The organism is Pantoea sp. R13S299, assembly GCF_048515925.1.
GTDB lineage: Bacteria > Pseudomonadota > Gammaproteobacteria > Enterobacterales > Enterobacteriaceae > Pantoea.
Genome location: NZ_JBLYEF010000001.1, coordinates 1,117,967 through 1,139,902, shown reverse-complemented (window position 1 = coordinate 1,139,902; position 21,936 = coordinate 1,117,967). Strand labels below are relative to the sequence as shown.

The 21,936-nt window shown below is 58.5% G+C and carries 23 protein-coding genes; 15 read left to right on the top strand and 8 right to left on the bottom strand.

Annotation, left to right across the window (positions count from 1 at the left end; genetic code table 11):
* Positions 1-26: 26 nt before the first annotated feature.
* Both ACN1CO_RS05605 and ACN1CO_RS05600 read right to left on the bottom strand, forming a co-directional pair.
* On the bottom strand, positions 27-1,457 hold the full coding sequence (locus ACN1CO_RS05605) for a purine-cytosine permease family protein (protein ID WP_419138173.1): 1,431 nt from the start codon (positions 1,455-1,457) through the stop codon (positions 27-29).
* A gap of 236 nt (positions 1,458-1,693) precedes the next feature.
* Positions 1,694-2,149, bottom strand: coding sequence for a winged helix-turn-helix transcriptional regulator (locus tag ACN1CO_RS05600; protein ID WP_419138172.1), 456 nt, complete (start codon positions 2,147-2,149; stop codon positions 1,694-1,696).
* A 125-nt stretch (positions 2,150-2,274) separates the two neighbouring features.
* Between ACN1CO_RS05600 and ACN1CO_RS05595 the strand changes: the two genes are divergently transcribed.
* Together ACN1CO_RS05595 and ACN1CO_RS05590 are read left to right on the top strand one after the other, a co-directional pair.
* The gene (locus ACN1CO_RS05595) at positions 2,275-3,480 is read left to right on the top strand and encodes an MFS transporter (protein ID WP_419138171.1); all 1,206 of its coding nucleotides are present in this window, start codon (positions 2,275-2,277) and stop codon (positions 3,478-3,480) included.
* Positions 3,477-4,361, top strand: coding sequence for an EamA family transporter (locus ACN1CO_RS05590; RefSeq protein ID WP_419138170.1), 885 nt, complete (start codon positions 3,477-3,479; stop codon positions 4,359-4,361). The genes ACN1CO_RS05595 and ACN1CO_RS05590 overlap by 4 nt, the downstream gene beginning before the upstream one ends.
* 11 nt (positions 4,362-4,372) lie before the next feature.
* Here ACN1CO_RS05590 and ACN1CO_RS05585 read toward each other — a convergent pair whose 3' ends face one another.
* The 4 genes from ACN1CO_RS05585 to ACN1CO_RS05570 all read right to left on the bottom strand — a co-directional run bounded on the left by ACN1CO_RS05585 (position 4,373) and on the right by ACN1CO_RS05570 (position 8,635).
* The gene (locus ACN1CO_RS05585) at positions 4,373-5,005 is read right to left on the bottom strand and encodes a DapH/DapD/GlmU-related protein (RefSeq protein WP_419138169.1); all 633 of its coding nucleotides are present in this window, start codon (positions 5,003-5,005) and stop codon (positions 4,373-4,375) included.
* A gap of 627 nt (positions 5,006-5,632) precedes the next feature.
* Positions 5,633-6,934, bottom strand: a complete 1,302-nt coding sequence (locus ACN1CO_RS05580; protein WP_419138168.1) for a PQQ-dependent sugar dehydrogenase — start codon at positions 6,932-6,934, stop codon at positions 5,633-5,635.
* Between the two features lie 12 nt (positions 6,935-6,946).
* Complete coding sequence (locus ACN1CO_RS05575) at positions 6,947-7,354, bottom strand: DUF2231 domain-containing protein (RefSeq protein ID WP_419138167.1); 408 nt, start codon at positions 7,352-7,354, stop codon at positions 6,947-6,949.
* A gap of 165 nt (positions 7,355-7,519) precedes the next feature.
* Positions 7,520-8,635: an ABC transporter substrate-binding protein gene (locus tag ACN1CO_RS05570; protein ID WP_419138166.1), complete on the bottom strand. Its 1,116-nt coding sequence runs from the start codon at positions 8,633-8,635 to the stop codon at positions 7,520-7,522.
* A 335-nt stretch (positions 8,636-8,970) separates the two neighbouring features.
* Here ACN1CO_RS05570 and ACN1CO_RS05565 point away from each other — a divergent pair, with 335 nt between their 5' ends.
* The 6 genes from ACN1CO_RS05565 to ACN1CO_RS05540 all read left to right on the top strand — a co-directional run bounded on the left by ACN1CO_RS05565 (position 8,971) and on the right by ACN1CO_RS05540 (position 15,395).
* Positions 8,971-10,125, top strand: coding sequence for a mandelate racemase family protein (locus tag ACN1CO_RS05565; protein WP_419138165.1), 1,155 nt, complete (start codon positions 8,971-8,973; stop codon positions 10,123-10,125).
* Positions 10,126-10,326: 201 nt separating this feature from the next.
* Complete coding sequence (locus ACN1CO_RS05560) at positions 10,327-11,853, top strand: ABC transporter substrate-binding protein (protein ID WP_419138985.1); 1,527 nt, start codon at positions 10,327-10,329, stop codon at positions 11,851-11,853.
* Positions 11,850-12,881 carry an ABC transporter permease gene (locus ACN1CO_RS05555; RefSeq protein WP_419138164.1) on the top strand — a complete coding sequence of 344 codons (1,032 nt, stop codon included), beginning with the start codon at positions 11,850-11,852 and terminating at the stop codon, positions 12,879-12,881. The genes ACN1CO_RS05560 and ACN1CO_RS05555 overlap by 4 nt, the downstream gene beginning before the upstream one ends.
* Positions 12,878-13,783, top strand: coding sequence for an ABC transporter permease (locus ACN1CO_RS05550; RefSeq protein WP_419138163.1), 906 nt, complete (start codon positions 12,878-12,880; stop codon positions 13,781-13,783). The genes ACN1CO_RS05555 and ACN1CO_RS05550 overlap by 4 nt, the downstream gene beginning before the upstream one ends.
* A complete protein-coding gene (locus ACN1CO_RS05545; RefSeq protein WP_419138162.1) occupies positions 13,755-14,621 on the top strand; it encodes an ABC transporter ATP-binding protein in 867 nt (288 codons plus the stop codon). Before ACN1CO_RS05550 ends, ACN1CO_RS05545 begins: the two co-directional genes overlap by 29 nt.
* Positions 14,622-14,630: 9 nt before the next feature.
* Positions 14,631-15,395 (top strand): ABC transporter ATP-binding protein, encoded by a 765-nt coding sequence (locus tag ACN1CO_RS05540; RefSeq protein WP_419138161.1) that lies wholly within the window; start codon positions 14,631-14,633, stop codon positions 15,393-15,395.
* Between the two features lie 66 nt (positions 15,396-15,461).
* On the opposite strand, the gene ACN1CO_RS05535 is transcribed toward ACN1CO_RS05540, so the two are convergent.
* A complete protein-coding gene (locus tag ACN1CO_RS05535) occupies positions 15,462-16,100 on the bottom strand; it encodes an RpiB/LacA/LacB family sugar-phosphate isomerase (protein WP_419138160.1) in 639 nt (212 codons plus the stop codon).
* 139 nt (positions 16,101-16,239) lie between these two features.
* On the opposite strand from ACN1CO_RS05535, the gene ACN1CO_RS05530 reads away from it, so the two are divergent.
* The 3 genes from ACN1CO_RS05530 (at position 16,240) to ACN1CO_RS05520 (ending at position 17,827) form a co-directional block, all read left to right on the top strand.
* Positions 16,240-16,560 carry a cupin domain-containing protein gene (locus tag ACN1CO_RS05530; RefSeq protein WP_419138159.1) on the top strand — a complete coding sequence of 107 codons (321 nt, stop codon included), beginning with the start codon at positions 16,240-16,242 and terminating at the stop codon, positions 16,558-16,560.
* 272 nt (positions 16,561-16,832) lie between these two features.
* Entirely contained in the window at positions 16,833-17,072 is a 240-nt protein-coding gene (locus ACN1CO_RS05525) for a hypothetical protein (RefSeq protein ID WP_419138158.1), read from the top strand.
* A gap of 260 nt (positions 17,073-17,332) precedes the next feature.
* Complete coding sequence (locus ACN1CO_RS05520; RefSeq protein ID WP_419138157.1) at positions 17,333-17,827, top strand: AAA family ATPase; 495 nt, start codon at positions 17,333-17,335, stop codon at positions 17,825-17,827.
* 12 nt (positions 17,828-17,839) lie between these two features.
* Here the strand turns inward: ACN1CO_RS05520 and ACN1CO_RS05515 are convergent, their stop codons facing one another.
* The gene (locus ACN1CO_RS05515; RefSeq protein WP_419138156.1) at positions 17,840-18,733 is read right to left on the bottom strand and encodes a dihydrodipicolinate synthase family protein; all 894 of its coding nucleotides are present in this window, start codon (positions 18,731-18,733) and stop codon (positions 17,840-17,842) included.
* A gap of 155 nt (positions 18,734-18,888) precedes the next feature.
* On the opposite strand from ACN1CO_RS05515, the gene ACN1CO_RS05510 reads away from it, so the two are divergent.
* The 4 genes from ACN1CO_RS05510 to ACN1CO_RS05495 all read left to right on the top strand — a co-directional run bounded on the left by ACN1CO_RS05510 (position 18,889) and on the right by ACN1CO_RS05495 (position 21,931).
* Complete coding sequence (locus ACN1CO_RS05510; protein WP_419138155.1) at positions 18,889-19,203, top strand: antibiotic biosynthesis monooxygenase family protein; 315 nt, start codon at positions 18,889-18,891, stop codon at positions 19,201-19,203.
* Position 19,204: 1 nt separating this feature from the next.
* Positions 19,205-19,588 carry an amino acid-binding protein gene (locus tag ACN1CO_RS05505; protein WP_419138154.1) on the top strand — a complete coding sequence of 128 codons (384 nt, stop codon included), beginning with the start codon at positions 19,205-19,207 and terminating at the stop codon, positions 19,586-19,588.
* Positions 19,589-19,592: 4 nt separating this feature from the next.
* Positions 19,593-20,303, top strand: coding sequence for an ArsR/SmtB family transcription factor (locus ACN1CO_RS05500; protein WP_419138153.1), 711 nt, complete (start codon positions 19,593-19,595; stop codon positions 20,301-20,303).
* Between the two features lie 320 nt (positions 20,304-20,623).
* Positions 20,624-21,931, top strand: coding sequence for an MFS transporter (locus tag ACN1CO_RS05495; protein ID WP_419138984.1), 1,308 nt, complete (start codon positions 20,624-20,626; stop codon positions 21,929-21,931).
* The last annotated feature ends 5 nt before the right edge of the window (positions 21,932-21,936 follow it).

Genomic DNA, 21,936 nt, shown 5'->3' with positions numbered 1-21,936 from the left:
CCCGGAACGCCGGTGGCTTAATCCTTTCATACAGCGGGATAAATTGACTTTTCAGGTGTGCCACGGCGATCCCAGCGGCTGGCAATGAGCCACATCAGTGCCGTCGCAAACCATCCGATGATCCACGAGACATCATTACCGGCAAAAATCCAGGTCAGCGATCCGTGGTGCAGCGGATTATCGATAAACGGCAGTTGCACCAGCACACCCAGAAAATAGACGGTAATACCGGCCAGATTCCAGCGCCCATAGCGTTCGTCCGGCTGCGACAGCGCCGGGACATCCACTCTGCCTTTGGTGATGAGATAAAAATCGGTCAGGCTGATCGCGCTCCAGGGCACAAAGAAAGCCAGCAGGAAGAGCAGGAAGTGAGTAAAGGATTTCAGGAAGGCCGGTTCACTGAGCAGAGCAATGATGCAGGCCAGCGCCACCATCAGCACTACAAACAGAATGCGCGCGCCCCGACTCAGCGTAGTCTGCTGCCGGAAGCCAGAGACAATGGTCGTCAGAGACATAAAACTGCCGTACGCATTCAGCGTGGTAAAGGTGATTTTTCCAAAGCAAATCGCGAAATAAATCACCATGCCCATGGTCGCGGTGCTGCCCATACTCACGATGTAACCGACTTCATTGCCTGCAAACGCACTTCCGGCAATAGCCGCGACGATCACCCCCAGCGTCATTGACGCCTGGGTGCCAAGCACGGTGCCCAGAAAGACCGAGCTGAACAGTTTCTTCGCGGAGACATCTGCTGGCAGATAGCGCGAATAGTCCGAGACATAAGGACAGAAGGCAATCTGCCAGGAGGAAGAAAGAGAGACCGCCAGCAGGAAACTGGCCGGGGTAAAGTGCTGATTCTGCCAGACAGCGGATAAGTCATGCGTAGTGAACAGCGTGATAAACAGATAAGCGAAGGCTAAAACACCGATGACGCTCGCCACCTTCCCCAACTGATGAATCACGCGATAGCCCAGTACCGCGATGATCACGATAAGGGTACTGAACAGGATCATCCCGGCTGAATTGCTGACACCGATAAGTTTAGCCAGCGCCTGCCCCGCCAGGACTGTACCACTGGCTGAAAACCCCACATACATCATGCACACCAGCACCAGAGGAATGACGGCACCAAACACGCCAAACTGCATCCGGCTGGTGATCATCTGCGGTAAACCCAGGCGCGGACCCTGGATCGCATGCAACGACATGATTGCTGCACCCAGAATCTGTCCCACCAGCAGGCCGATCAGCGACCACACGACATCACCGCCCAGCACCACGGCCAGCGCACCTGTGACAATGGCCGTGATCTGCAGGTTGCCACCAAACCAGAGCGTGAACTGGCTAAAGGGATGACCATGACGTTCACGCAACGGGATGTAATCAATGGAACGGGTTTCTGACAGGCGCGGTTTCTCAGCGCCTGAATAATCTGATACAGATGATTTAACCGACATAGATTCCTCGCTGGAACAGTGAGAGACGCGTTAACTGAAAAGGTGATGGGCCCGATTCATGGTTGAAGATACATGTCTATACAATTAGCGAGGATGTCATGCGCATCGGCAAGTTACAAGGCGACCTGTCATTGGAAAATGTGATGATATCGACAGGCTGACAACGATGATCGGGATCGCGTGCGATGTCAGGCCTGCCAGGTTAGGTGTACTCAGAAGAGGCAATACTTTGACGGTTAACCCTTAGCAACTACCCGCTGACGATGGCAGTCTGCGGGTTCCAGTTTTCGCCCCTGCGAAGAGTAAACTTCAAGGCGCGGCAGCGGCTTGCCTTCCGCGTTATCCAGCAGCACCGAGTGCGTTTCGCCCTTTTCAAACAGATAGCGTTCGCCCCACTGGCGCATCGCCACCACCACCGGAAACAGCGAACGGCCTCTTTCGGTCAGGACATATTCGCTGTAGGCGCTGCCATCCGAGGCTGGCGCAATCTCAAACACGCCAGTCTCAACCAGCTGCTTCAGGCGCGACGCCAGGATATTTTTCGCCAGACCTAAGTTGCGCTGAAAGTCACTGAATCTGCGGACGTCATCAAAGGCTTCACGCACGATCATCATGCACCAGCGTTCACCTATCGACTCCAGGGTTCTGGCGACCGGACACTCGCTGGTTCTCAGGGATTCCTGCTTAGCCATGTTCTCTCTCACTCTGCCTATCTGATGACGCCAGCTTACCACCCTGAAAAGAAGTTGCAAAAAAAAACCAGCCCGGTTAATGATATTGCCAATCCAGTTTCAAATAAAAACCAGAAGGCGTAATCATGACCACGACGACATGCAAGGTTCAGGAAGCCGATCCACCGCCAGCCGCGACAACGGTGCTCTCGCCCCGGATGATCCTGTTATTCTCACTCACCTCTGCGCTGGCGGTCGCCAATGTTTACTCGGCGCAGCCATTGCTGGAGTCGATAGCCGCCAGCCTGAATGTTTCTCCCGGCACCATTGGCGCGGTGGTCACAGCCACCCAGACCGGCTACGCCCTCGGTTTGATCTTTCTGGTGCCGCTGGGTGACTGCATCAACCGCAAAAAACTGGTGCTCACCCAGTTGCTGCTGTCTGTGCTGGCATTAACCGCCGCGGCTTTCGCGCCCGACCTGATGACGCTGCTCTGTGCGATGCTGCTGGTGGGATTAATGGCGGTAGTCACTCAGCTGATGGTGGCCTGGGCCGCCATGCTGGCGTCGCCCGCGCAGCGCGGACAGGTGGTAGGCAGCGTGACCAGTGGCATCGTGATCGGCATCCTGCTGGCGCGCTTTGTTTCCGGGATGATTGCCGATCTGGCAGGCTGGCGCGCGGTCTATCTGACGGCCGCCGGCCTGTTACTGCTGATCTCGCTGGTACTGATGAAAGTGCTGCCCGCAACAACCGGCCAGCCGCAGCGCACCGCTTACCCTCAGCTGTTACTGTCGGTGCTCCGGCTGTTCCGCACGGACCCGCTGTTACGCAGGCGAGGCATCCTCGCGCTGCTGATTTTTGCCGCCTTCAGTATGCTCTGGTCTTCAATGGTGCTGCCGCTGACGGACCTCTCGCTGACACACACCGCGATTGGGATGTTCGGACTGGCGGGTCTGGCCGGGGCGCTGGCGGCCTCCAGAGCGGGCGCATGGGCTGATCAGGGACGGGGGCAGCGCGCCACCGGCTTCGCACTGGCACTGCTGACCTTCTCCTGGCTGCCGATAGCCGCGCTGCAAAGCTCGCTACTGTTGCTGGTTTTCGGGGTGATCCTGCTCGACTTCGCCATCCAGACGGTACATGTCATTAATCAGAGCCTGCTGGTGGCGGCCCGGCCCGAGGCGGCCAGTCGTCTGGTCGGGGCCTATATGTGCTTCTACTCGCTGGGCAGCGCGCTGGGGGCGATTGCCGCTACCCAGCTTTACGCCCACTGGGGATGGCAGGCCGTCTGCTATGCCGGTGCCGCGGTCAGCGCTTCTGCCTTTCTCTGCTGGTATGGAGCACGTCACGCATGAAACTCTCTCATCTGTTGCTCGCCGTGCTGATCACCGCCATCTGGGGCGTTAACTTTTCCGTTATCAAACTCGGATTGCATGCGGTCGATCCCTTTATCCTGGCAGGCATCCGCTTTACGCTCTGTGCCCTGCCAGCGCTGTTCTTTATTAAAAAACCGGACGTGCCATGGCGCTACCTGATCGGCTATGGCCTGGTTTTCGGGATCGGTTTATGGGGTCTGGTGAATCTGGGGATTAAAACCGGGCTGTCGGCGGGCATCGCCTCGCTGCTGTTGCAGTTCAGCGCCTTTTTCACCCTCCTGCTGGGTGGCTGGGTATTCAAAGAGCGCCTCAGCGGCTATCAGATCGCCGGTTGTCTGCTCGCCTGCGCTGGTCTGCTGAGCATTTTTTTCATTACCGATGGCTCGGTGACGCTCTCCGGGATGCTGCTGGTGCTGGCGGGCGCGATAGCCTGGAGCATCGCCAACATCATCAATAAGAAAGCGGGCACACGGCAGGTTTTTGCCTTTCTGGTCTGGTCGAGCGCCTTTGCGCCCATTCCGCTCTTCATGCTGGACGGGCTGGTCAATGGCAGCGCGGGCTATCACGCGCTGTTTACCCAGCTGGATATGAAGGCGGTGTTATCGATACTGTTTCAGGTCTATCCCAACACCCTGCTCGGCTACTGGGTGTGGAACTGGCTGCTGAAGCAGTATCCGGTCTCCACCGTCGCGCCGCTGTCGCTGCTGGTGCCGGTGTTCGGCATCCTGGGGTCAGTGGCGATATTTGGCGAAACGGTTTCAGCCCCGAAGATCGTTGCGCTGCTGCTGATCATCGCCGGCCTGGCGGTGGGACTGTACGGGCAGCGGGTCGTGCGCTTTATCAGCGTGCGATCTGCCTGACGCTGAGAAGGCTATTCACCGTGCCGCTGGCAGAACGCTTCGATGTCGCCGTGCTGAAAGTCGGGCAGATTCGCCATCAGTTTCTCCAGCGGCCAGTTCCACCAGGCAATGCGCTGCAGGCGCGCCGCAATCGCAGGCGTAAACCGCACCCGCAGTGGTCTGGCAGGCACACCGCCCACCACGCTGTAGGGCGCGACGTTCTTCGTGACCACAGCCCCTGCGGCCAGCACCGCACCATCACCAATCGTGACGCCGGGCAGCACAATCACGCCGTGGCCGATCCAGACATCATTTCCGATCACCACCCGATCGGCGCGGCGGGCCGCAAAAAAGCCCCGATCGCGACGGGCGTCGGGATGGTAATACTCCGGGCAGTAGGTAAAGCGATGCTGGGAGGCGCGGTCCATGGGATGATTCGGCGCGCCGATCCGCACCTGATTAGCGATGGCGCAGAATCGCCCTATCTGAGTATCGGCCAGGCAGCAGTGCTCGCCCACATAGGAGAAGTCACCCAGCTCGCTATATTCCAGCGAGCTGTGCGCCAGGATCTCACACTGCTGACCTACAGTGGTTTCCCGCATCTTCACACTCTCATCAATACAGGTGTGCGCTAAACGGGCGGGCATAACGGCGGCAATGGACATAGAACTCCCGGTCTGGATAAGCAGCGCCCCGGCGGCGTGCTTTTGCCGCACCACCTTACCCGCCCCGGATGACAGAGAATTGACACAGAAAAAAGGCGGAGTGGTTAGCTCCGCCTTGTTTCAAGTTCCGGTTAACCTGCGTGACCGGTCAGTTGCATAAGGGCAACGATGATCTGCAAGATGACCCGGATAAGATCCAGAATCAGCTTAGTCAGTTCCATCACTTTCCTTCTCCTTTTACAGGAGCGCGCTGTTCGGCAACCAGGGCTTTGACTCTACCCGCCGGGCGCCTAAGCACATCTTTGTGGAGAGGGCTGAGCGGCACTCATGGTTAAAGCCACAGGCCAGCACCACCTGATGCCTGCCGGGATTTTAAAACCGTGCCCCTGGGAGCGGCCAGTCGACAATGAGGCGATGCTCAACACTCAACACCTGTATAAACATACAGCATTTTGGCGAAACTTGAAATCCTTAGCCGCACATTTTACAATCTTGTTTGTGGAGAGTGCTGAGCACCTCGTTCGCAGCGCGGTTACCAGCCGGGTCGCGAACAAAAAATAAAGGATTTGGCGAGATGCCAAATCCTTTTTTTATACCTGTCACCTGCTCAAAAAATCAGCGCAGAACCTATTTCGCCGCGCTGATTCGCCAGACGGTATTGCCTGCATCATCCGCAATCAGCACGCCGCCCTGTTTGTCGCTGGCCAGACCTACCGGCAAACCACGCACCTGCTTTTCATCCTCCGTCAGGAACCCTGAGACCACCGTCTGCGGCTGACCGACCGGCTTGCCGTTTTCGAACTTCACCCACACCACTTTGTAGCCATTCAGCGGCGTCCGGTTCCAGCTGCCATGCTCGCTGATGAACGCACCGCCCTGGTATTGCGGCATATTATCGGCGCCATAGAACAGCAGGCCCAGCGGGGCGACATGCGAACTGAGAGCATAATCGGGCTTGATCGCCTTCTCTACCAGGTCGGGACGCTGCGGTTCGGCGCGGGTATCGACATGCTGACCATAGTAGCTGTAGGGCCAGCCGTAGAAGCCTTTATCCTGCACCGAGGTCATGTAATCAGGCACCAGATCGGAGCCGATTTCGTCACGCTCGTTGACGACGGCCCACAGTTTGCCGCTCTGCGGTTCCCACTGTAAGCCGGTGGGGTTGCGCAGTCCGCTGGCATAAATACGGCTGGCACCGCTGGCCGCATCCACTTCCAGCACCGCCGCACGGCGATACTCTGCGCCAATGCCGTTCTCGGTGACGTTACTGTTAGAACCGACACCCACATAGAGCTTGCTGCCATCGGGGCTGGCTAACAGCGATTTCGTCCAGTGGTGGTTAATCGGTCCGCCCGGCAGCTCCGTCACCTCTTCTGGCGCGGTGCGGATCTCCGTCTCGCCTTCGCGATACGGGAACTTCACCAGGCTGTCGGCATTCGCCACGTAAAGCGTATTGCCGATCAGCTGCATGCCAAACGGCGAGTGCAGATTCTCAATAAAGCGGTGCTGCTCCCATTTACCATTGACGTTGCGCAGCAGCGTAATGCGGTTACCGCCATCCCCGCCCTTGCCGGACGCTTTCTGCACAATGCCCATAATCAGCTGTTTCGGCCGGGTAGTTGGCTTCGGTGGCCCGTTGGATTCCGCCACCAGCACATCGTTATTCGGCAGGACGTAAACCTGACGCGGATGCTGCAGATTCTCAGCGATTTTTTCAATCTTCAGCCCGTCAGCCACTTTTGGCATTTCACCGGCTTTCCAGGGCGTGCCTTCCGGCACCTGCATCGGCGGCATAAAGAAGTTCTGCGCCTGAGGCAGTTCGGGGTTCGGTCCAGTCTGCTTTTGCGGATCGACCCGCGCACCATCATCACAGCCTGCCAGCAACGTGGTCAGGGACAGCGCGAGCAGCGTTTTATGCGGTATGTTCATGATGGCTCCTCCTTAAGCGCTACGCTGACGTAACGCAAGTTGCACATTCGCCAGCAGCAGCAGCGCTACCACCAGCGTCGAAAGCGTCACGCCCAGCGGGATCACAGCGGCGGCATCACGACTGTGAATAAACGCATTGACGATAGCGATCACAATCGCCACCAGCCACAGCCAGAAATGGGCCTTCTCTGCACTGTCGCTACCGCGAAACAGATAAACCAGCGCGATGATTCGCGGCACAATCGCCAGTATCAGCCCCAGCGCAATCAGCCAGCTGGCGGCATCCGTCCAGAACTGCACATAGGTCTGCATGTAGAGAATATCGAACAGCCAGCCCGCCACAAAAAAGCCCAGCGGCACAGGCTCCAGCAGGGCATACAGCGTCACGGCAAAGGCCGATCTTCCCAGGGTATTGCGCATGTTTCTCTCCATTTTTAACGTGAATGCGGATTGGGTCAGACGTCGCGCTGCTCAGAGCAACCGACCCCGCGCCAGTAAAAGATTAGTAAATCTGAAGAGAAACAGAGGGTTTATTCGGAAGGAATTGCAAATCAGGCGGATGACGTCCCTGTCATCGCCGGTCTGTCAGGGCTTATCAGCGGGTAATGTCACCCAGTATCCTGGCTGGTAAGGCAGCGGCAGAAACTTCTCGTGGAAGGTGCGGAAAGTGGCGTCCGGATCCAGATCGGCAAAGAGATCGGGATGCAGCCATTTTGCCAGCGCTTGGATAGCGACAAACTGATACGGACTGTCGTAGAACTGATGCCAGATGGCGTGAACGTTGCCGTTATGCGCGACCGGCAGAGTTTTAAAGGCATCACGCATCATCAGCGCTTTCAGACGCGCCGTGGCTTCGGTGACATTGGCGCCCGGACCGACGCCGACCCATTTGCCCACCGTGTTGTAGTTCTTCCAGTTCGCGCCGGTCACCACCACCACATCGGGCTGGCTGGCGATGATCTGCTCCGGATTAACGGTGCCGAAGGTGCCAGGGATCAGATCTTTAGCGATGTTGCGACCGCCTGCGATCTCCACCATCTGACCAAAGTTCTCATTGCCAAACGACATGCAGCACTCGTCGCTGTAGCCGCCCGCGCGGTCAATCATCACTTTCGGGCGGTAGCCGGTGAAGTTCTTCAGACGCGAGGTGACAAGGTCAATCTGCTGCTGGCGGAAGGTGATGATCTCCTGAGCACGCTCCGGTTTATTCACCAGTTCGCCCATGATGCGGATACTTTTCTCCGCGTTCACCATCGGCGCTTCGCGGAAATCGATAAACACCACCGGCACGCCGACCGCCTGCAGTTTTTCAATCAGCTTGCCTTCATCGGTGGCGGCTTTGGATTCCAGATTCATCAGCACCAGATCGGGCTTCAGCGTTAACGCCTGCTCGACGTTAAAGGTGCCATCTTTCGCGCCGCCAAAGGTCGGTAATTTTTTGATTTGCGGATAGCGTTTCTCATACGCCTGATAACCATCCCAGTCCGCTTTATGCAGGTCATCACGCCAGCCAATCACCCGTTTAAACGGGGCATCGGTATCAAATGCGGCCAGCAGATAAATCTGACGGCCCTCACCCAGAATGATGCGTTTGGCCTCCTGCGGCACCTCGACCTGACGGCCTGCGACATCGGTAATCATTTTGGCCGAAGCCGTCCCTGCCAGCGTGAGCAGCCCCAGCGCTAAAAACCATTTTTTCATTGTAAAAGTCCGCACAAATGATAATGAGAATTATTAATGTAAAGCGGCGTTACTATCACCTAAAAGTGCGGTCAGGGGAAGTCCCGGCTAAATGTTTTTTGCGGCTGAGATGAAAAGGCAGAAAGGAAGCTAAAGGAGGAGAAAAGCGCAGCGTGTCGCGGCTCACAAAACGGTCAGCTTTCGTGAATATGTTCACAACACCCTGGGCAGTTGCACACATATTAGCCGTCAATCGTATTGTTTTGGCTGATGCGTTAATGAATTGTGAACGCTAGATTGAAAATGAAACAGCGTTTTAATAATCAATCAGGAAAGCCTGCCACAGGAGCGTAACCGTGAAGATCAGCGCCATTGATGTCACCCTTTTTACCTATCCCACCCAGCGCTGCGCCGACAGCGCTGGCCACTCCCATCCCGGCCCGGAAAATGATGCGCAGATGGCGTTACTGACCCTGACCAGCGAGGATGGCGACTGCGGTTACGCCTTTGCGCCGCCAGAGGTGGTGCGCTCTCACGTGGTTAACGCCTTCTTCCGCAAGGTGCTGATCGGTCAGAACGCCTTTGACCGGGAGCGTCTGTGGCAGGATCTGGCGCACTGGCAGCGCGGCAGCGCCCATCAGCTCACCGAGCGGGCGCTCTCCGCAGTGGAGCAGGCACTCTGGGACCTGATTGGGCGCAAACTGAAACAGCCGGTCCACAAACTGCTGGGCGGCTATCGCGAAAAGATCCCGGCTTACGGCAGCACCATGTGTGGCGACGAGCTGAGCGGCGGTTTATCGACGCCGGATGAGTATGCTCAGTTCGCGGAAAAACTGGTGGCGCGCGGCTATCAGGCGATCAAATTGCACACCTGGATGCCGCCGGTCTCCTTTGCCCCCAGCCCGGCGATGGATATCAAAGCCTGCGCGGCAGTCCGCGAAGCGGTCGGTCCCGATATCGCACTGATGCTGGATGGCTACCACTGGTACAGCCGCAGTGACGCGCTGACCATCGGCAAGGCACTGGAAAAGCTTAACTTCGCCTGGTTCGAGGAGCCCATGGAGGAGGAGAGCATGGCCTCTTACGCCTGGCTGGCGGACAACCTCTCTATCGACGTGCTCGGCCCGGAGAGCCTGGGTGGCAAACATCACAGCCGCGCTGACTGGGTTCGTGCCGGTGCCTGCGACATTCTGCGCGCCGGAGCCAACGGCGTGGGCGGCATCTCCGCCACCCTGAAAGTGGCGAATCTGGCTGAAGCCTTTGGTATGGATTGCGAAGTGCATGGCAACGGCGCGGCCAGCCTGGCGGTGGTCGGGGCGATCCGTAACTGCCGCTGGTATGAGCGCGGCCTGCTGCATCCCTTCCTGGATTATGAGACGCCGCCCGCCTACCTCAACAGCCTGGTTGATCCGATGGACGATCAGGGCTTCGTCACCCTGCCCACCCGTAGCGGCCTGGGGGAAGACATCAACTTCAGCTGGATTGAGACTCACACCCTGAACCGCTGGTAATGAAGTACGGCAAATAATAATAACCCCTTTACCGCGCCCCTGACCCCTTGACGACGCGGTAAACGGGAAAAACCTCTGACCTGCTGGACTTTCCCTATGACCCTGACACAACGATGTGGCGCGTGGCTGATCACGCTGCTGGTGCTGACGGGCAGTACGTCAATCCAGGCGAAGACCCCGGATGACCAGCTGATCGTCGGCATGAACATGAACAACCTGCTCACCCTGGATCCGGCCGCCATGACCGGCAACGAAGTGGTCGGCATTGTGGTGAATCTTTATGACGGCCTGGTGGAGCTGAATCCGCAGCAGCTCACCGGGGTGCGCCCGGCGCTGGCGGAACGCTGGTCAGTCAGCCCGGATAACCGCACCCTGACCTTTCATCTGCGCGACAACGTCAGGTTTCACTCCGGGAATCCGCTCACCAGCGCCGATGCGGTCTGGTCGATGCGGCGGGTGCTGCATCTGAATCTGGCACAGGCATCGGTGTGGAAATCGTACGGTTTCAGCCGCGACAACGTTGACCAGATGATCACCGCCCCCGACGATCAGACGCTGGTGATCACCCTGCCCAAGCCAAACGATCCGCAACTGGTGATCTACTCGCTGGCTGCGCTGGGCAGCATGGTGGTGCTGGACCGCAAAACGGTGCAGCAGCATGAGGTCGATGGCGACTGGGGCAATCGCTGGCTGACCACCCATGAGGCAGGTTCCGGCCCGTTCCGGCTGGATGTCTGGCAGGCAAAAGATGTGCTGCGGATGAGTCGCTCGGCAGACTACTGGCGCGGTGAGGCGAAGATGTCGCGGGTTGTATTCCGACACCTGCAGGAGTCGCAGACCCTGCGGCTGATGATGGAGAAAGGCGATCTGGATATCGCCAGTAATATGGCGATCCCCGACGTGCGCGCCCTGCGTCACGATCCCGACCTCACCATCGACGCGGTAAAAAAAGGCACCCTCTACTACCTGGCGATGAGCATGAAAGATCCGCACTTCAGCAATATCAAAGTGCGTGAGGCGGTCCGCTATCTGGTCGATTATCAGGGCATCAATAAAAGCCTGATGACCGGCTACGGCGAACTGCATCAGCGCCCGATTCAGGCCGGGATGCCCGCCACGCTGCCTGACCCCGGTTACCGGCTCGATGTGCCGCGCGCCCGTGCGCTGCTGGCTGAAGCGGGTTATCCGGACGGCTTCGACACCACGCTGCGGGTGCTGGCTGATCAGCCGTTCCTGAATATCGCCATCGCGGTGCAGTCGACGCTGCTGCAGGGCGGAATTCGGGCAAAAATCATTACCGGTACCGGCAACCAGATTTATGGCGCGATGCGCGATCGCCAGTTTAACCTGCTGGTCGGACGCGGCGGCAGCGGCGTCGAGCCGCATCCCCACTCCAGCCTGCGATCGCTGGTTTACAACCCGAACAATGCGGACAGTGCCCGGCTGACCAACTTCCAGGGCTGGCGCACCGGTTTCTACGACGCGCAGCTCAATCGCATGATCGATCAGGCGCTGGTGGAACGCGACAAAACCCGCCAGCAGCAGGACTATTTCGCCATCCAGCAGCGCTATGACCAGCTGGTGCCTGCACTGATGCCGATATCACAAATGCTCGACTCCGTGGTGGTCAGTAACCGGGTGCAGGCGTATCAGCCCCATCCTTCCGCGACCACCTTCCTGCGTGACGTCTGGAAAACCCCTGAAGCCCTGGCGGGAGGCACCCCATGATTCTGACCCTGACCCGACATCGTTGCCGCCGCATCAGCCATCGCGCGGTGCAGGTGCTGATTACCCTGTTCGGCCTGCTGCTGCTGACCTTTTTTATTGGCCGGGTGATGCCGCTGGACCCGGTGCTGGCGATTGTCGGCCCCGACGCCGATCAGGCCACGTATCAGCAGGTCTATCATCAGCTCGGTTTTGATAAACCGCTGTGGGTGCAGTTTGGCCTCTATCTAAATGCGCTACTGCATGGCGATCTCGGCCATGCGCTGCTGACCGGCCAGCCTGTGGTGCATGACATGCTGCGCGTTTTTCCCGCCACGGTAGAGCTGGCCACGCTGGCGATTGTGATTGGCGCTGGCCTCGGCGTGCCGCTGGGTGTGCTGGCGGCGGCGCGTCGTAACAGCGTCATCGACTATGTGGTGCGGATGCTCAGCCTGGCCGGTTACTCCACGCCCATTTTCTGGGTCGGCATGATGGGCCTGCTGCTGTTCTATGCCCATCTCGGCTGGGTCGGCGGCGCAGGACGGGTGGACTTCAGCCTCGATGGCATCGTGCCACCTCGCACCGGCTTTATGCTGATCGACGCCCTGCTGGCCGGCAACAGCCAGGTGTTTTGGAACGCGCTGAATCATCTGGTGCTGCCCGCCTCACTGCTCGGCTTTCACTCCATGGCGTACATCAGCCGCATGACGCGCAGCTTTATGCTGGCGCAACTGTCACAGGAGTTCATTCTCACCGCGCGGGTCAAGGGCCTGACCGAATGGCAGGTGATCTGGCAGCACGCCTTCCGCAATATTCTGGTGCAGCTGCTGACCGTGGTGGCGCTGGCCTATGGCTCGCTGCTGGAGGGCGCGGTGCTGATCGAGACGGTCTTCTCCTGGCCCGGCTTTGGTTCCTACCTCACCGGCAGCCTGATGCTGGGCGATATGAATGCGGTAATGGGCTGTGTGCTGGTGGTGGGCCTGATTTTTGTGCTGCTTAATCTGATCTCCGACCTGCTTTATCAGGTGTTCGATCCGAGGACCAAAGTATGACGATCTCGTTTGATGCTGCGTCTGTCAGTCATTCCCGTGAGCGACTGGCACGTTGCCAGCGTTTTGCTGCCCGCTGCGGCTACTTCCTGTGGCGCATGGCCTGTAATCCCCTGACCGCCATTGGCGGCGGCATTGTACTGCTGCTCTGTATCGTGGCGCTGTTTGCGCCCTGGATCGCGCCCTATCATCCGCTGATTCAGGATCTGGACAACGCCTTAACGCCGCCCGGCGCGGCGCACTGGTTCGGTACCGACGAGTTTGGCCGCGATATCTTCAGCCGTCTGGTGTGGGGGGCGCGCATCACGCTCTACATCGTGCTGCTGGTGTCAGTCACCGTCGGGCCGCTGGGCCTGCTGCTGGGCGTCACCGCCGGGTACTTCGGCGGCAAAGTCGACGGCGTGCTGATGCGCGTCACCGATATCTTCATCTCCTTTCCGAGCCTGGTACTGGCGCTGGCGTTTGTTGCCGCACTGGGGCCGGGTCTGGAGCATGTGGTGATTGCCATTACGCTCACCGCGTGGCCGCCCATCGCCCGTCTGGCGCGCGCCGAAACACTGTCGCTGCGTCAGGCGGACTTTATCTCGGCGGTGCGTTTACAGGGCGCGTCGCCGCTGCGGGTGCTGTGGAAACACATTATTCCGCTCTGCCTGCCGTCGGTGATTATCCGCATCACCATGAACATGGCAGGCATTATCCTCACCGCCGCCGGGCTGGGATTTCTCGGGCTGGGCGCGCAGCCGCCCGATCCCGAATGGGGCGCGATGATCGCCAGCGGCCGTACCTACATGCTGGAGTGCTGGTGGGTTGTCACCGTGCCCGGTCTGGCGATCCTGATTAACAGCCTGGCATTTAACTTCTTAGGAGATGGCCTACGTGACCTGCTCGATCCCCGCAGTGAGTAACGCCTCGCCGTTGCTCGACGTGCGCGATTTGCACGTAAATTTTGTTAACGGACGCCAGGTAACCCCGGCGGTGCGCGGCGTCTCCTTTCAGCTCGGTCAGGAGAAGCTGGCGATTGTCGGTGAGTCCGGCTCCGGTAAATCCACGGTGGGCCGCGCCCTGCTGCAGCTGCATCCGGCGAAGGCGCGCATCGAGGCGAGCCGGATGCAGTTTGGCGATATCGACCTGCTGCACGCCAGCCCGGCACAGATGCGCACCATTCGCGGCAAACGCATCTCAATGATAATGCAGGACCCGAAATATTCTCTGAATCCGGTGATTCGGGTTGGCGAGCAGATCGCCGAGGCCTGGCGCAGTCACCATCGCGACCAGAAACCGGCGGCACGTCAGCGGGCGCTGGCGATGCTGGAGGAGGTGCAGATCCGCGATCCGGAACGGGTTTATCAGCTCTATCCGCATGAGATTTCCGGCGGTCAGGGGCAGCGCGTGATGATCGCCATGATGCTGATCACTGAACCGGAACTGGTCATTGCTGACGAGCCGACCTCTGCGCTGGATGTCTCAGTTCGCCTGCAGGTGCTGGCGCTGCTGGATGATCTGGTGAAAGCCCGCGGGCTGGGGCTGATTTTTATCAGTCACGACATCAGTCTGGTGCGCAGCTTCTGCGATCGGGTGCTGGTGATGTATGCCGGGCGTGTCGTGGAGTCGCTGGCCGCCAGTGAACTTGACCGCGCGCAGCATCCCTACACCCAGGGCCTGCTGGCGGCGCTGCCCGATCTTGATCAACGCCGTACGCGCCTGCCGGTGTTACAACGTCACGTAAGCTGGTTAACCGACTAAGGAGTCGCGATGATCGAAGTGAAAAATCTCAACCTCAGCTTCGGCGATGAGGGCGTGCGCAATCAGGTGCTGTTCGACGTGAATCTGCAGGTCAAACAGGGTGAAATCTTCGGGCTGGTCGGTGAGTCGGGATCGGGTAAAACCACGGTACTGAAGTGCCTGGCGGGCCTGTTTACGCACTGGCAGGGAGAGCTGACGATTGAAAACCAGCCGCTGACTCATCGCATCGATCGGGCGCGCTGTCGGCAGGTGCAGATGGTATTTCAGGATCCTTACGGTTCGCTGCACCCGCGTCACACGCTGGGCGATATCCTTGAAGAGCCGTTGCAGATTCAGGGCATCGGACAGCGTCAGCAGCGCGTGGTGGCGATGCTGGATAAGGTCGGGCTGAATCGCGCCTGGCAGACGCGCTATCCCCACCAGCTTTCCGGTGGGCAGCGTCAGCGCGTGGCGATTGCGAGGGCGCTGATTTTAGAGCCGCGCGTGCTGTTGCTGGATGAGCCGACCTCCGCACTGGATGTTTCGGTGCAGGCGGAGATCCTGAATCTGCTCAGCGATCTGCAGCAGCAGGAGAACCTGACCTATCTGATGGTGACGCACGATCTTGGCGTGGTGGCGCATCTCTGTCATCGCGTGGCGGTGATGCAACACGGCAAGGTGCTGGAGACGCTGGATGTGCCGACGCTGGTGGCCGATCGCGCCGCGATGCCCTACACGCGAATGCTGGTGGAGGCGAGTCGCCACAGCCCTCCTGCGCTGGCGCAGCAGAGCTGAAGAGTAACTGACCCAGAAAGAAGATAAAAAAGGGCCGGTCAGACCGGCCCGGTGAAATCGGAAGAATTAGTGAGTCAGCTGACGCACAAAGGCAACGATCTCCTGATTTTTGCCATGTTCAGACAGGCACTGCTGGAAACGCGGGCCGCTGACGGCGGTGCGCACCAGTTCAGGATCGATGGCGCGCAGGGTGTCGAGATAGTTCTCTTTGATCACCGCAGCTTTAACCTGATTCAGCAGACCGGCGTTGCGTACCTGCGGCTCTTTACGCTCTGGCGGATAGCCATTGCCCTTCTCGCCGGTGAACGCTTTTTCAAAGATAAAGCGCAGGTTCAGCTCAGCCCCCCAGCCAAACCCTTTGGCGAATGGCAGGGATAAGGCATTACCGTTGTTGATCTGCGCGAACAGGTAAGCATCCGCCGGATCGATACAGTAGCCGCAGACCACGCCCGGATGAATGTTCAGCGACATCAGCGCGCCCTGGCCGGTGCCGCAGCCCGCGACCACGAAATCTACCGCCTGGCTGTTAAGCAGCACACTGGCCTGGATGCCAAGGTGAATGTAGGTCAGATGGTGATCCTGCTCATCGCTCATCCCGACGTTGAAGACCTGATGGCCCAGCGGCTGCGCGACGCCTTCCAGTTCTTTCAGCACGGTTACGTTCTTAGCGGCCTGGCTGTTTTCCATCATTAACGCGATTTTCATGATCTACCCTCATAAAATTAATGAAACACTGTTTCATTTTAGAGAAAAACCACTAAAGTGCATGGACTAATTCACCCTGGTGCTGTGAGACCCATCACAAAATGGTCACTGCAGCGCCCACTACCGCATGAGGATAAAGATGTTTATCTACCATAAAGAGCGACCACTGGAAGATCTGGGTAACGGTGTGACCCGTCGCGTACTGGCGCATGGCGGCACGATGATGGCGGTTGAAGTGAGTTTCGAAAAAGAGGCTGTCGGCCCGCTGCATCATCATCCCCACGAGCAACTGACCTATGTGCTCAGCGGACGCTTTGCCTTCACCATTGATGGCGAAACGCGGGAAGTGGGTGCGGGCGATACACTCTACAAAGCACCCGATGTGGTTCATGGCTGTGTCTGTCTTGAGGCGGGTGTGCTGCTGGATACCTTTACGCCACAACGCGAAGATTTCCTGTAAGTAACATTGCCTGCGCGGCCTGCCGGGCCGCCTGGCGAAACATCAGTTCACTGGTTTTTAATTATTCCCAAAATCCTCCAGAAATAATCGATAAATCCCCGGAATCGCATTGCCGGATTAAACAGTTAACTAACATAAAGTTAATCTGTTCCCGCGCTACGCTTAGCCTCGGCTAAAAAATCAATCAGGCCCATTCCTGTACAAAACCCGGATCGTTGTATAAGTTTAATAGCAACACCAGTGCGTTTTTTAACCCGAACAAGGATAATAATATGCCAATGCAAAACACCCTCACCTTGCCGCTGAACCACAACGTCTCGGTTAAAAATGAGTTCCGTTCATCCTTTGCAGCATCTGAGCAGGACAAACTCCATTTTCTGATCGAAGAGTTAATGGAAGCGGGCAAGGAAAAAAGCTGCATGGAACTGCTGCGTCATCTGGCCTCTGCAGACAGTGCCGAAGAAGAAGCCTGCTGCCGTGAACTGCTTACGTTGCTGATGGCCCAAAAATGAAGCCTGTGGCTGGCTGTTCAGCGCAGATTCAACGCACAGCATCACCACGAAAACTCGCCTGACCGTATTTCCCCGTTCAGGCGCGTCACCTCTCCAGTAAAAGCCGCCTTTTTCCTTTGCGCCGCCATGCACACCGAAGCGGATGCAGTTACGCGCGTTTATTCCGATTATAACGACCTCACGACTCCCATTGCTTCTCTCTCAACACTTTTGTTAGCCTGAATTTTCACCGATTCATTATCAGGTTCCACAGGAGTGATATGACCATGACCTCTTCCACCGCCACACTGCATCTGCTGTGTGGAAAAATGGCTTCCGGAAAATCGACGCTGGCAGCGGAGCTGGGTGCTGTGCCCGGTTGCGTGGTCATCAGCGAGGATCAGTGGCTGGCCGCGCTTTATCAGGATGAGATGCAGTCGGTGGCCGACTACGTGCGCGTTGCGGCAAAACTCAGAAAGGCGATGACGCCCCATCTGGTGGCGCTGCTAAACGCGGGCGTGTCGGTGGTGCTCGATTTTCCGGCCAACACCCGGGCGAATCGTGCCTGGATGCGCTCGGTGATTGAGGCATCCTCTGCCGATCATCGCCTGCATTATCTGGACGTGCCGGACGCGCTCTGTAAATCGCGGCTGCACGCCCGTAATCAGGGTGGCGAACACGCCTTTGCCGCCACGGACGAGCAGTTCACGCTGATTACCCGCTATTTCGAACCACCGCAGGAGGAGGAAGGCTTTAACCTGGTGCGCCACGGTTAACGCCTTCTGAATTTAAGCGAGATCGAGTGCCGCGAGCACGTCAGCTATCTGCTGGCAATCTCCATCGGTGAGCGGCAATAGCGGACGCGGCAGGCAGTCGCGTTCGGTCAGGCCCAGCAGCCCCGCCGCCGCACTGATCACCCGGAAACTGCCGCCGTGCTGGCGGAACAGCGCCCATAAGGGCTGCAGGCGATCGGATTGCGCCCTGACGCTCTCATAATCGCCTGCGGCTGCCGCGTCGGTCATCGCTTTAGCGACGCGCGGAAACAGCCCGCCGCACACCGAATACCAGCTATCACATCCGGCAATCAACGCATTGGCGGCAGAGGCGTCACCGCTGATGCCAATCGATACGGAAGCAGGCAGCGTGCCGCGCAGTTGAGCCAGGCGATCATTCGCTGCGGACTGCTCCGCCGGAACACCCGGAATTTTCACTGAGCCTACACCGGGCAGTGCGGCGATCCGGCTCAGCAGCGCATCGGAAAACGTAAAATGGGTGGTGCCCGGATTGTCATAGATGCAGATCGGCACCGAAACGTGGCGCGTCACAGTCTCAAACAGCCCAAGCACCTCATCCTCTTTCAATGCCTGATAACCCAGTGGCGGCAGCAGTAACGCGGATGCGCCCGCCTGCTGCGCGTCCTCCGCCAGTGCCAGCACCTCATCGGTGCTCACCGCGCCAATGCAGATCATCACCGGAATCGCCTCTGCATGCTCAACCGCCAGCTCTGCGATGCGCCTGCGCTGCGGGCGGGTCAGATAGGCGTAGCTGCCGGTTGACCCCAGCACGCCCAGGGAGTCGACTTTTGCCTCAGTCAGCCTGCGCAGCAGACGCAAAAAGGCCGCTTCATCGGGCTTGCCATGAACAAAGGGAGTAAGGGGAAAGGCACTGAGTCCGCTGAACATATCGTCTGCTCCATCGTAAATGTGAACGGGCTGGACATCACCCGTACAGCCATATTTCGTCACCGGCCGAAGCATCGGTTCGCCCCGCCCGCTATGTTGGCGCTATCACCCTTTTTGCTCACAACTTTTTTAATCTAAACCCAGGGATAATAGCGATGATTGCCGTACTGTTTGAAGCCGAGGCCAGACCGGAACACCAGATGCGTTACCTGCAACTGGCTGCTGACCTTAAACCGCTGCTGATGCAGAACAGCGGATTTATCTCTCTTGAACGCTTTCAAAGCCTGACCAATGAGAAAAAAATTCTTTCGCTCTCCTGGTGGCGCGATGAGGAGTCGGTGCTGGCCTGGAAGCGCAACCTGTGCCACCAGGCCGCGCAAAAGGAAGGCCGTGAGACCCTTTTTGCCGGTTATCGGCTGCGCATCGTCACGCTGGTCAGAGAATATGCTTCACAACAGGGAGTAAGTTAACATGTTCGATATTCATGTGATCCTGCAAAATAGTCCAGGGACACTTTCCCGACTCACCACGCTACTGGGCCGTCATGGCATCGGACTGGAGGGCGGCGGCCTGTTCTCTTTTGGTGAGCAGAGCCACGCCCATTTTCTGGTCGTGGAAGGTGAACGGGCGCGCGCTGTGCTGGAAGCAGAAGGGATCGCCGTCCAGGCCGTCAGCGTTCCGCTGATTCGCAGGCTTCCGCAGCAGCGCCCCGGCGAGCTGGGGGCGATTACGGCACGCCTGGCCGATGCCGGGATCAACATCCAGGTGCAATACAGCGATCACGCTAACCAGCTGATCCTGATCACCGATAACAATCAGTCAGCCGCCGGGCTGACTACAGAATGGGCACCGTAATCTGATGGCAGGACCGCAGCCGCAACACGCGCCGGACAACAGCGACACGCTTGAGCACGCGATTGCAGGCGTCGCTGCCGCGATGGCCGATCCGTCACGGGTCAGGATGCTGTCAGCGCTGATGGATGGACGCGCCTGGACCGCCACGGAACTCTGTGCCGTCACCGACGTGGCGCCCTCTACCGCCAGCGCGCATCTGAACCGGTTGATTAACAGCGGTCTGATCGTCTGTGTGGCGCAGGGGCGTCACCGTTATTACCGGCTAACCGGCAGTGATGTCGCTGCGCTGATTGAGAACATGATGGGCGTGTCGTGGCAACGGATCGCCGCGCCAGAGAGCAGCACGCCAGCATCGCTTCGCACCGCCCGCACCTGTTACGACCATCTGGCAGGCGAAGTCGCCGTGCAGATCTACGCCGTTATGGCGCAACAGGGCTGGATCACGCCGGAGGGCAGCGCGGTCACCCTTTACGGAGAGCAGCAGTTTGCCGCGTTGCGGATTGATCTGTCACAACCCGGACGCCGCAAGGGGTGTTGCGGCTGTCTCGACTGGAGTGAGCGCCGGTTCCATCTCGGCGGCTACGCGGGTGCTGCGCTGCTGACCGCCTTTGACGCACAGGGCTGGCTCACCCGTCAGCCCGGCTATCGTGAGGTCGCGTTTACGGCGGCGGGCATCCGGCAGTTACGTCAGGTTTTCGATATCACCCTTCGCTGACACAGCCCGCCTGAGGCCTGCCCCATTTGCCGCCAGGCTCTGAGCGGCTGGCCTCAGACTGGCCGTAATCCCCCTTTAAGCCCGTAACCAGCTTATGAATTCTGTCACATTTCCGCAAACTCGCCTCAGAGCCGATAACATGCGGATAAAATCGCCAACCCCGATAACCTTCTGAATCACAATGCTTTTAAATGGTAACGCCAGGCAATCATGCGGCACACACATCAATCCATGCCCTTTTTGCACTTATTTCGCGCCGGGCGCTGATCCACTCTTCAGTTCACAGGCGCGGCAAAAAGCGTCAAACCTTACTGGAGTTACTGATGCAGACAACCTCACCCATGACTCACCGCGCCAGGATCGGCGCCATATTCCGTGTGACCTCGGGAAATTTCCTCGAACAGTTCGATTTCTTCCTGTTCGGTTTCTATGCCACCTATATCGCCCATACCTTCTTCCCGGCCAGCAGTGAGTTCGCCTCACTGATGATGACCTTTGCCGTGTTTGGCGCAGGATTCCTGATGCGTCCTATCGGCGCCGTGGTGCTGGGCGCGTACATCGATAAGGTCGGTCGTCGTAAGGGGCTGATCGTTACGCTCTCCATCATGGCGGCGGGCACCTTTATGATCGTGCTGATCCCCTCCTACCAGAGCATTGGGCTGTGGGCTCCGATGCTGGTGCTGATTGGCCGACTGCTTCAGGGCTTCTCCGCCGGTGCAGAGCTGGGCGGTGTGTCGGTCTATCTGGCGGAGATCGCTACGCCGGGCCGCAAAGGCTTCTACACCAGCTGGCAGTCGGGTAGTCAGCAGGTCGCGATTATGGTTGCGGCGGCGATGGGCTTTATCCTCAACGCCGTGCTGGAAGAGAGTGCCATCCGCGAATGGGGCTGGCGTATCCCGTTCCTGTTTGGCTGCCTGATTGTGCCGTTTATTTTCCTGCTGCGTCGCAAACTGGAAGAGACGCAGGAGTTCAACAACCGTCGCAGCCATCCTGATGTGAAACAGGTGTTCCGCATCCTGCTCAACAACTGGCAGGTGGTGATTGCCGGGATGCTGATGGTGGCAATGACGACCACAGCCTTTTATCTGATTACGGTATACGCACCGACCTTTGGTAAGAAAGTGCTGCTGCTGAGCGCTTCTGACAGCCTGCTGGTGACCTTGCTGGTGGCAGTATCAAACTTTATCTGGCTGCCGATTGGCGGCGCGATCTCCGACCGCTTTGGCCGTAAGCCTGTGCTGGTCGCCATGACCCTGCTGGCGATTGTCACCACCTATCCGGCGCTGAGCATGCTGGCGGCAGCGCCGGGCTTCTCGATGATGCTGGGCGTGCTGCTGTGGCTGTCGATGATTTACGGACTCTACAACGGCGCGATGATCCCGGCGCTGACCGAAATCATGCCAGCGGAAGTGCGTGTGGCGGGCTTCTCGCTGGCCTACAGCCTGGCAACGGCGCTGTTTGGTGGCTTTACCCCGGTGATGTCAACCGGCCTGATTGAGATGACCGGCGACAAAGCCTCGCCAGGCTACTGGATGAGTTTTGCGGCCGTCTGCGCCCTGGGTGCAACACTATATCTTTATCGTCGTACCCGCAGTGCCGTATCGCCTGCCCATGAAACTGTAAGCTGAGGAAT

Excerpts from the sequence above, each read along its gene's own strand:
- ACN1CO_RS05605 (WP_419138173.1), bottom strand. The coding sequence starts at position 1,457 with ATGTCGGTTAAATCATCTGTATCAGATTATTCAGGCGCTGAGAAACCG.
- ACN1CO_RS05600 (WP_419138172.1), bottom strand. The coding sequence starts at position 2,149 with ATGGCTAAGCAGGAATCCCTGAGAACCAGCGAGTGTCCGGTCGCCAGA.
- ACN1CO_RS05595 (WP_419138171.1), top strand. The coding sequence starts at position 2,275 with ATGACCACGACGACATGCAAGGTTCAGGAAGCCGATCCACCGCCAGCC.
- ACN1CO_RS05590 (WP_419138170.1), top strand. The coding sequence starts at position 3,477 with ATGAAACTCTCTCATCTGTTGCTCGCCGTGCTGATCACCGCCATCTGG.
- ACN1CO_RS05585 (WP_419138169.1), bottom strand. The coding sequence starts at position 5,005 with ATGTCCATTGCCGCCGTTATGCCCGCCCGTTTAGCGCACACCTGTATT.
- ACN1CO_RS05580 (WP_419138168.1), bottom strand. The coding sequence starts at position 6,934 with ATGAACATACCGCATAAAACGCTGCTCGCGCTGTCCCTGACCACGTTG.
- ACN1CO_RS05575 (WP_419138167.1), bottom strand. The coding sequence starts at position 7,354 with ATGCGCAATACCCTGGGAAGATCGGCCTTTGCCGTGACGCTGTATGCC.
- ACN1CO_RS05570 (WP_419138166.1), bottom strand. The coding sequence starts at position 8,635 with ATGAAAAAATGGTTTTTAGCGCTGGGGCTGCTCACGCTGGCAGGGACG.
- ACN1CO_RS05560 (WP_419138985.1), top strand. The coding sequence starts at position 10,327 with ATGAACATGAACAACCTGCTCACCCTGGATCCGGCCGCCATGACCGGC.
- ACN1CO_RS05555 (WP_419138164.1), top strand. The coding sequence starts at position 11,850 with ATGATTCTGACCCTGACCCGACATCGTTGCCGCCGCATCAGCCATCGC.
- ACN1CO_RS05550 (WP_419138163.1), top strand. The coding sequence starts at position 12,878 with ATGACGATCTCGTTTGATGCTGCGTCTGTCAGTCATTCCCGTGAGCGA.
- ACN1CO_RS05540 (WP_419138161.1), top strand. The coding sequence starts at position 14,631 with ATGATCGAAGTGAAAAATCTCAACCTCAGCTTCGGCGATGAGGGCGTG.
- ACN1CO_RS05535 (WP_419138160.1), bottom strand. The coding sequence starts at position 16,100 with ATGAAAATCGCGTTAATGATGGAAAACAGCCAGGCCGCTAAGAACGTA.
- ACN1CO_RS05530 (WP_419138159.1), top strand. The coding sequence starts at position 16,240 with ATGTTTATCTACCATAAAGAGCGACCACTGGAAGATCTGGGTAACGGT.
- ACN1CO_RS05525 (WP_419138158.1), top strand. The coding sequence starts at position 16,833 with ATGCCAATGCAAAACACCCTCACCTTGCCGCTGAACCACAACGTCTCG.
- ACN1CO_RS05520 (WP_419138157.1), top strand. The coding sequence starts at position 17,333 with ATGACCATGACCTCTTCCACCGCCACACTGCATCTGCTGTGTGGAAAA.
- ACN1CO_RS05515 (WP_419138156.1), bottom strand. The coding sequence starts at position 18,733 with ATGTTCAGCGGACTCAGTGCCTTTCCCCTTACTCCCTTTGTTCATGGC.
- ACN1CO_RS05510 (WP_419138155.1), top strand. The coding sequence starts at position 18,889 with ATGATTGCCGTACTGTTTGAAGCCGAGGCCAGACCGGAACACCAGATG.
- ACN1CO_RS05505 (WP_419138154.1), top strand. The coding sequence starts at position 19,205 with ATGTTCGATATTCATGTGATCCTGCAAAATAGTCCAGGGACACTTTCC.
- ACN1CO_RS05500 (WP_419138153.1), top strand. The coding sequence starts at position 19,593 with ATGGCAGGACCGCAGCCGCAACACGCGCCGGACAACAGCGACACGCTT.